This window comes from Plectonema radiosum NIES-515 (assembly GCF_025753815.1).
In the GTDB taxonomy this organism is placed as follows: Bacteria; Cyanobacteriota; Cyanobacteriia; order Cyanobacteriales; family Nostocaceae; genus Hassallia; species Hassallia radiosum_A.
Window position 1 is genome coordinate 1 of sequence record NZ_JAOWRF010000094.1, and the last position, 8,096, is coordinate 8,096.

The 8,096-nt window shown below is 41.7% G+C and carries 8 protein-coding genes and 1 tRNA gene; 4 read left to right on the plus strand and 5 right to left on the minus strand.

Annotation, left to right across the window (positions count from 1 at the left end; genetic code table 11):
* Positions 1–234: 234 nt before the first annotated feature.
* From OGM63_RS06255 to OGM63_RS06275, 5 genes are all read right to left on the minus strand, one after another.
* Positions 235–486: a DUF5340 domain-containing protein gene (locus OGM63_RS06255; protein WP_263744639.1), complete on the minus strand. Its 252-nt coding sequence runs from the start codon at positions 484–486 to the stop codon at positions 235–237.
* A 198-nt stretch (positions 487–684) separates the two neighbouring features.
* On the minus strand, positions 685–1,578 hold the full coding sequence (trpC, locus tag OGM63_RS06260) for an indole-3-glycerol phosphate synthase TrpC (RefSeq protein ID WP_263744647.1): 894 nt from the start codon (positions 1,576–1,578) through the stop codon (positions 685–687).
* A gap of 162 nt (positions 1,579–1,740) precedes the next feature.
* Positions 1,741–3,171 (minus strand): dihydrolipoyl dehydrogenase, encoded by a 1,431-nt coding sequence (lpdA, locus tag OGM63_RS06265; RefSeq protein WP_263744640.1) that lies wholly within the window; start codon positions 3,169–3,171, stop codon positions 1,741–1,743.
* A 300-nt stretch (positions 3,172–3,471) separates the two neighbouring features.
* Positions 3,472–4,911: an EAL domain-containing protein gene (locus tag OGM63_RS06270; RefSeq protein WP_263744641.1), complete on the minus strand. Its 1,440-nt coding sequence runs from the start codon at positions 4,909–4,911 to the stop codon at positions 3,472–3,474.
* A 261-nt stretch (positions 4,912–5,172) separates the two neighbouring features.
* Positions 5,173–5,257 (minus strand) — tRNA-Ser (locus OGM63_RS06275).
* Between the two features lie 182 nt (positions 5,258–5,439).
* Between OGM63_RS06275 and OGM63_RS06280 the strand changes: the two genes are divergently transcribed.
* The 4 genes from OGM63_RS06280 (at position 5,440) to OGM63_RS06295 (ending at position 7,821) form a co-directional block, all read left to right on the plus strand.
* Complete coding sequence (locus OGM63_RS06280) at positions 5,440–5,808, plus strand: 2Fe-2S iron-sulfur cluster-binding protein (protein WP_263744642.1); 369 nt, start codon at positions 5,440–5,442, stop codon at positions 5,806–5,808.
* A gap of 128 nt (positions 5,809–5,936) precedes the next feature.
* Complete coding sequence (locus OGM63_RS06285; protein WP_263744643.1) at positions 5,937–6,458, plus strand: thermonuclease family protein; 522 nt, start codon at positions 5,937–5,939, stop codon at positions 6,456–6,458.
* Positions 6,459–6,501: 43 nt separating this feature from the next.
* Entirely contained in the window at positions 6,502–6,876 is a 375-nt protein-coding gene (locus OGM63_RS06290; RefSeq protein ID WP_263744644.1) for an MbnP family protein, read from the plus strand.
* Between the two features lie 141 nt (positions 6,877–7,017).
* A complete protein-coding gene (locus OGM63_RS06295) occupies positions 7,018–7,821 on the plus strand; it encodes an inositol monophosphatase family protein (protein ID WP_263744645.1) in 804 nt (267 codons plus the stop codon).
* Positions 7,822–8,096 lie beyond the last annotated feature (275 nt).

The window sequence follows — 8,096 nt, forward strand, 5'->3', positions numbered from 1 at the left end:
AGTTAAAAGCCGTCCCTGACTGGCAAAAACGACTTAGAGAGGCTGTTGACGAAATAATTAAAGACACGGATATTTGTCAATAGACGTATAGGTTTGTCCGTATTATTGGCTACTTAGGCGTAACTCTGTCAGAGTACCAGACAAAGGAGCGAACATGAAGGTTGGCTAGAATTGTGCATTTTCTATAGAAACGGTATCAGCAGTGATTAAAAAACCTCTGCTCCTTAATTTTAATCAATCAGGAACGACAACTTTCTGAGAATTATGATGATTGATTGACCAGCGGTGGTCAACTTCTTTAGAGGAAAACTGGCAAATTTCTTCTAGGTGTTTTTGTTGTGCAGCAGCTTTACGGAGTGTAATAATTAGCTGATTCACCTGATGCCGTAGTTCTGGGTTTTGACTGACTGCTAACATAGTTTGTCTTTCTAAAAGTTGCAGGATCAGTTCGTAGTGGATAGGTGAAGGCAGAGGAATTTGCTCCATAAAGTTAATCTGATATGTAATATTTGGGATTTTCTATTAGTCGGAAATTTTTCTTTGATAAATGATTTTTTACATAGGGAAGAACTATTTAGTTAAAGCCGAGATTTTGTAGGTGATGAAGATTTGGCAAAAAAAGGTGCTGCACTTTACTTACCGATTGCCTAATCCTCCTTTGCGTACATATCCAAGATTTGTCTTTTACGAATCCTTGGGAAATAATTGAGCGATCGCTAATTCTATATCTGCTTGTTTTACCAAAAATTCTCCTATGAGTACAGCAGATGCACCAGATGATGCCACTAAATTTATATCCTCTGGATTATGTAATCCTGACTCGCTGACAACTATAATATTTCGTTCTTGTAATTGGCTACCTCTTGCTGTTAGTAATTGACAAGTAGTTTGCAAGTCAATGTCGAAATTTTCTAAGTTACGATTATTGATTCCGATTAAGGATACATTATCTAAAGCTAACACACGGTCAAGTTCGGCTAAAGTGTGGACTTCAATTAAAGCTGCCATTTTCAGGGATTTAGCAATTTTGACAAAGTATTGCAAATCTTGATCGCTAAGTATAGCGGCAATTAACAAGACCGCATCAGCACCTTTAACACGCGCTAAAAACATTTGGTAAGGATAGATAATAAAATCCTTACACAGTAGGGGTAAGTCTACGGTGGTGCGAAGGTTGGCTAAGTTATCGAAGCTGCCTTGAAAGAACTTTACATCTGTTAGCACAGAAAGACAACTGGCGCCGCCTCGCTGATATTGTTGGGCGATCGCTAAGTAGTCAAAATCTTCTCTAAAAACTCCTTGCAAAGGAGAAGCTTTTTTTACTTCCGCAATCAACGCAGGCTTTGTTTTACCTTGTTGCAAAGCAGCGATAAAATCGCGGGTTGGGGGTGCACCGAGGGCTTGACGCTGCAATTCGCTTAAAGGCAGCTTCTCGCGCATTTGCTCAACTTCTATCTCTTTCTGCCAGACAATTTCCTCTAAAATATTGTTTGGTGCCGCATCAGGAATAGCGGATTGATAGCGGATTACAGATACATCAATAGCTCGATTAGGATGAAGACGACGGATTTGCATAATGGGGAATGGGGAATGGGGAATGGGGACAAGGGGAATGGGGACAAGGGGAATGGGGACAAGGGGGACAGGGGGGACAAGGGGGTAAGAAACAAATTCCTATCTCTCCCTTGTCCTCCCCCTCTCCCTTGTCCTCCCCACTCCCTACTCACTACTCCCCACTCCCTAAGAGACGATCGCTCGTTTATATGCTTCATCCAGCACTTCGGAAAGTGTGGGGTGAGCGTGAACTAAATGAGCCAGGGTTTGCACAGATTGGCGATTGGCGATCGCTGCTGACGCTTCATGAATTAAATCACTGGCGTGCATTCCGAAAATGTGAACGCCCAAAACTTCACCTGTGTCTTGACGATACACCACTTTTGCTATACCGTCAGCTTCACCTTCTGCTAATGCTTTGGAATTACCTTTAAAGTAACTTCGTGCTGTTCCCACTTCAAAACCCGACTCTTTACCTAAATCTTTGGCTGCGGTTTCCGTCATTCCTACATAGCTGATTTCTGGGTGGGTGAATGCTGCCGCAGGTATACTGCGGTAGTCAATTTCTCGGTGTTTGCCACAGATATTATCTACCGCTATGATACCTTGAGATGAAGCCGCGTGTGCCAGCATCATTTTGCCGTTGGCATCACCAATTGCCCACAAATGCGGCACTACCTCACCTGCTGACAGTACAGCCATGCTGTCGTTGACGGGGATAAAGTTGCGCCGATCTACTTCTACACCCACAGATTCTAAACCAAGATTTTGTGTAGCCGGGATGCGTCCGGTGGCAACTAGACAAGCATCCACTTCAATGATATCTACATCTTCTTTGGTTTTGAAATCTGCTAATTCAATTATCACAGGTGAACCGGGAATAACTTTTTTGGCGTATATCCCCACTTTGGTTTCGATATCGCGGGGAGTAATTAGCACCCTTTCTGCAAGTTTGGCGATGTCGCGGTCAAATCCTGGCATCAACTGGTCTAGGGCTTCAATCATGGTGATTTCACTGCCCAACGCCGAGTATATATCAGAAAATTCCAAGCCGATATAGCCGCTGCCAATAATTGCTATCCAGTTTGGTAAAGATTCTAACTTGACACCTTGGTCGCTGGTAAAGACAGTTTTGCCGTCTACTTCTATGCCTGGAGGTACAAAGGGAATCGAGCCTGGTGAAAGTATGATGTCTTTAGCTGTGATAGTTTTGTCACCGCTATCTGTAGTCACAGTGACTTTTTGGGTGCCGGCTAATTTTCCCCAACCCCGGATTATATCAACTTTTAGGCGTTTGAGGCTGTTGGTTAAATCGCCTTGGATTTTGGATACGAGATCAAGAGCGTGGTTAGCGATCGCTTGGCGATCGAACTCCACATTTGCGACTTGAATCCCCAGCGATTTCAGGTGGTGGGCATCTCTTAACTCTCGCACACGTCCAGAAGCCGCTAACAGCGCTTTAGACGGAATGCAGCCCCGGTTGACACAGGTTCCCCCCATATCATAGGCTTCAATAATCGCTGTTTTCAGACCACAGCTAACGGCGTGTAGGGCAGCGCCATGTCCGCCTACACCCGCGCCTATAATTACTAAATCGTAATCAAATCCCTGATTCACGTTCGTTTCCCCGTCGTGTGCTTTGTCTCTTTATTCTCAACTTGACAAGCAATCATTGCAACCCCCAGGATTTTTTGGCGTTGCGCTCATCAAATTTAAATTATGATTCACGCGCTTATGGCGAAAATATTAATACTATCAATTATAGTTATCGCCAAGATACTAGTTTGATTTTATACTTTTCCCATTGCCGCGTTTGCCGAAGCATTTCCCCAGGGATATTTCTACTCGCTCCTAGTTTTATTTTGAGAATACTGTCTTAAATTATGTATTGTGCCGTATTTTCGGCGCTAACACACACTACAAACTTTTATTTTCCAAAAGCAGCTTTCTCAAAAACTCTGCTTTCTCGAAACTTAAACGATAAATTTCCGGTTCTGGTTTCCCAACAATATGTCCTTGAATATAGCTGACACCTATTTCTTTTAATCTCTGCAAACTAATAGGAATCGTCTCATCCACACCTTCGACAATTACATTTGATGGATTTAAATTATTTGCTCCTACAAGTTCGTGAACAAAGCGAATAATAATATCGTTAGGTTGATGATGCAGAATTTCTCGGTCAATTTTCACATGACATGGATTCAATCCAGCTAAACGAGAGACTGAAGAATAGCCGACTCCAAAATCATCAATGGCAAATCTAATCTGAAATTTATGTACATATTCTAGTAGTTTAGTTTTGAAAACTTTTAAAGGATACTTTAAGCGAATACCATCCTGAAAATGCGGGACTTCGGCTTTTTCCGAAATTTCTAAGATAAGATTTCTCGGTGAAATAACTTTGTTTTTGAGAATTTGATGTACTGTTTCAAAGTACGCTGTCTGCATCAAAGATTCTGGATAAACATTAACTGATAATGGGACAATTTCATGGGAACGATTTTGTTTTGCTTTTTGTCTAGCCTCCAAATAAGTTTTTGTAGCAACTATCAAAAAATATCGGTCAAGTTCAACAATGAAATCATGTTGCCATAACTCTGCGGCTGCAAATAAATCAGAAGGTGCAATTAAGGTGTCTGGATTTCTTGCTAAGGCTTCCCAACCACTAATAAATAAGTCTTCTGCATCTAAATGGAGTACTGGTTCAAAGAATACAATCATTCGTTGAAGGCGTTCACGAAATAATTGAAATCTTTTTTGATGTAGTGATGTAGAAACGAAGCCAAAATCTCTTTTTAAATCATCAATAATAGTAGCTTCAATTAATGCAGGCTGAAGTGGCATTTTTTGGCAACTTTGATAAAAGCTTGATATAATTCTCCCGAATGCATCTTCTAAAAAATATGAATCTTGTTTTAAACCGCAAACAACCATAACTTCAGCTTTGTGTGGTGATTGCAGGGGTATTATTACAAGAGCTTTAATAATACCGTTTTTAGTTTCATAGATTTTATAACTTCCATGATGACTAGGATTAAATACTGATTTTTCGGAAAGAATTGGGAAAATTATTGATTTGAAAGTTTGAATATCAGTATCTAGTTCTATATCTTCAGCTAAATTGCTTTGTGATTTTACAACCCAGTTATTTTGACCGCGATCGCGTAACACAAAAACCAAATCTGCTGACGATGAATATTGAATTATTTCTAAGATGCGATTTGCTACATCATTAGTTGAATTATTATTTACAAAATCTGTCAGCCGTGTTATTAAACTATTTATAAAAAATTCATAAGGCTCTAGAAAGTTATGCAGATAAGAAGCTTGGGAATGTAGAATTACGTCGGACATGCTTTTTTACAATATTATATTTGGGATGACATCAATTCTTGTCATTCCTGCATGAGTTATCATAGTTACAATTGTAACAATATAATAGTTTTAAAGACTAGTAATAATACACACGGAGAAACCGAACATGAAAAAGTTCGGCTCAGTTGAAGAGCGATAAGAGTGAAAATTTGGCGCTTCCATATATAATAGCGATCGCCCAGGATAAACGTTAGTTACACCCCCTGCCATCGCTCTTTATTTTGCCACTAAAATTGAAAACGGAGAGACAGGGATTCGAACCCTGGTTAAGTTGCCCTAAACAGACTTTCCAGGTCTGCGCCTTCAACCACTCGGCCATCTCTCCAGATGCCACAACTTATAATCCTACTATAGAACCCCAAAACATGCAAATATATTTTTAAAATGGGGATTTGAAGAGGGGGAGAAGGGGGACAAGGAGGACAAGGGGGATAAATGCCCAATGCCCATTGCCTATTGCCCAATACCCATTAAACAATTGCCCATTGCCCAATTACCCAAATCAAGATGTCTGATATATACACAATTAAAGTTCGCGATCGCTCTTCTGGTAAAGAATACACCTTGGAAGTGCCAGAAGACCGCTACATCTTGCACAGCAGCGAAAAACAAGGGGTAGAACTGCCCTTTTCTTGCCGAAATGGGGCTTGTACCACTTGTGCTGTGCGAGTGCTCTCAGGAGAAATTTATCAACCCGAAGCGATCGGACTTTCCCCAGAGTTGCAGCGTCAAGGCTATGCGCTGTTGTGTGTCAGTTATGCACGTTCTGATTTGTATGTGGAGACACAAGACGAAGATGAAGTTTATGAACTTCAATTTGGACGCTATTTTGCTAGAGGTAAAATTAAAGCGGGTTTACCAATAGAAGAAGATTAGTGAGTTGTTCGTTGTTATTTGTGAGTTGATAGTAGGAGCGTTGGAGCGTTGGAGCGTTGTGAAAAAGTACTCTTATCCACTATCTACTAACCACTATCTACTAACCACTAACCAGTAGCAATTAACCAATGATTAAAATCATAATTTTAGCTTGCCTGTTACTTCTAGTGGGCTGTCAACCTAAAGCCCCGCTTGCAGACAATCAGCCCTTGGTGAAAGTGGCACGGGTGGTGAGTGGGCAGACCTTGGAGGTATTAGGCTTGGCAGAGCAACCCAATTTGATTTCTCAGGTGCGGTTGGTTGGTATAGAAGCACCAGATTTGCGTCAGCGTCCGTGGGGAGATGCCGCGAAAGATGCGTTAGAGACGATGATTGGTGGTGCAGAACAATATGTAGTGCTGGAATTTGACATCCAAGCTAAAGATAAAATTGGGCGGACTTTGGCTTATGTGTGGAAAGATAAAGTGTTGTTGAATGAAAAGTTAGTCAAACAAGGGAATGTGCTGTTTGTTGCGCGATCGCCTAATCATAAATACGACCAACTTTTAGATCGCGCTCAACAATGGGCTAGACTCATCCAACAAGGCATTTGGAACCCTGAAAAACCCATGCGTCTGACTCCCGCTGAGTTTCGCCGTCAAAATCGTTAGTTTTGGAGTGTTTTACCCAATTTTCACATTAGCTTGAATTCAAATGAAATTAAATGTCAAATGGACTACGTTTGTTCTGGCAATTTTCGGGGGAATCCCATTCTTAAATACTCAGGTTTCCTTTCAATCGATCGCTTCTCAAACCGAAGAAGTTACAATCAAATTTGCGGGGAAAGTCGGCAATAATGCCTTTAGTTGTGGCACTAGTTATCAATTAGGCAAACCTGCTACAACTATCACTACTTTAGATTTCCGCTTTTACGTTTCTGACATTGCGCTGATTGATGCTAATGGTAAAGCTGTTCCCCTCACCCTCAAGCAAGATGGTAAATGGCAATATCAAAACGTCGCTCTCATCGACTTTGAGAATAAAACTGGTGCTTGCGTTAATGGTACAATGGAAACAAGCGATCGCTAATCCGCAAGCTCAGTAAAAAAGAAAGTAAGCTAAAACACATCTAACGCCGCATATTTTCAAGTTTTGATAAAAACCATCAAACTGTTTTCTCTCTTACTCTGCGCCCTCCGCGCCTCTGCGGTTTAAAATGCTTTCTTAGATATGCAAATTTTCCTAGATATTGCTACAGAAGCAGCATTAGCTGCCGGTGCGGTTTTGCAAGGTTACTTAGGTAAATTAGAAGACGCAATTATCGAAAAAGGACGCCCAGGTGATTTAGTCACCGTTGCTGATAAAGCTGCGGAAGTGGTAATTTTGGATATTTTGCGTCGCCACTTTCCACAACACTCCATCTTAGCAGAAGAATCAGGTAAATTAGGAAATCAAGATAATGAATATCTTTGGGCGATCGACCCCCTAGATGGTACAACTAACTACGCTCATCAATATCCGTTTTTTGCAGTTTCCATTGGGCTGTTAATTAATGGTGTTCCCCAAGTTGGTGTGATTTATGACCCATTCCACGATGAATTATTCCGTGGAGCCACGGGTTTGGGAGCAACGCGAAACCGTCGTCCGATCCAAGTTTCCGAAACTTCTGAATTAAGTAAAAGTCTGTTAGTTACGGGATTTGCTTACGATCGCCGCGAAACATCCGATAATAATTACGCCGAATTTTGTCACCTCACCCACCTAACCCAAGGAGTTAGACGCAGTGGTTCCGCATCTTTAGATTTAGCACATGTCGCCTGCGGACGTTTAGATGGCTATTGGGAAAGAGGTCTTTCACCTTGGGATATTACCGCTGGCATTATTTTACTACAAGAAGCCGGCGGTAAAGTCACAGCTTACGATCGCACTCCTTTAAAAATTGAATCTGGTAGAATTCTTGCCACTAACGGTCACATCCACGACAGCCTAAGTCAGGAATTAGAGCAAGTCCCCCCCCTCTCAGCGTGGGGATGAGTGGGGGAGTGGGGGAGTGGGGGAGTGGGGGAGTGGGGTAACTCCAAACTCCAAACTCCAAACTCCAAACTCCAAACTCCAAACTCCAAACTCCAAACTCCAAACTCCAAACTCCTAACCCCTAACTCCAAACTCCAAACTCCAAACTCCAAACTCCAAACTCCAAACTCCAAACTCCAAACTCCAAACTCCAAACTCCAAACTCCCAACTCCCAACTCCCAACACCCAACTCCCAACTCCCAACTCCCAACTCCTAACTCCTAACTCCTAACTC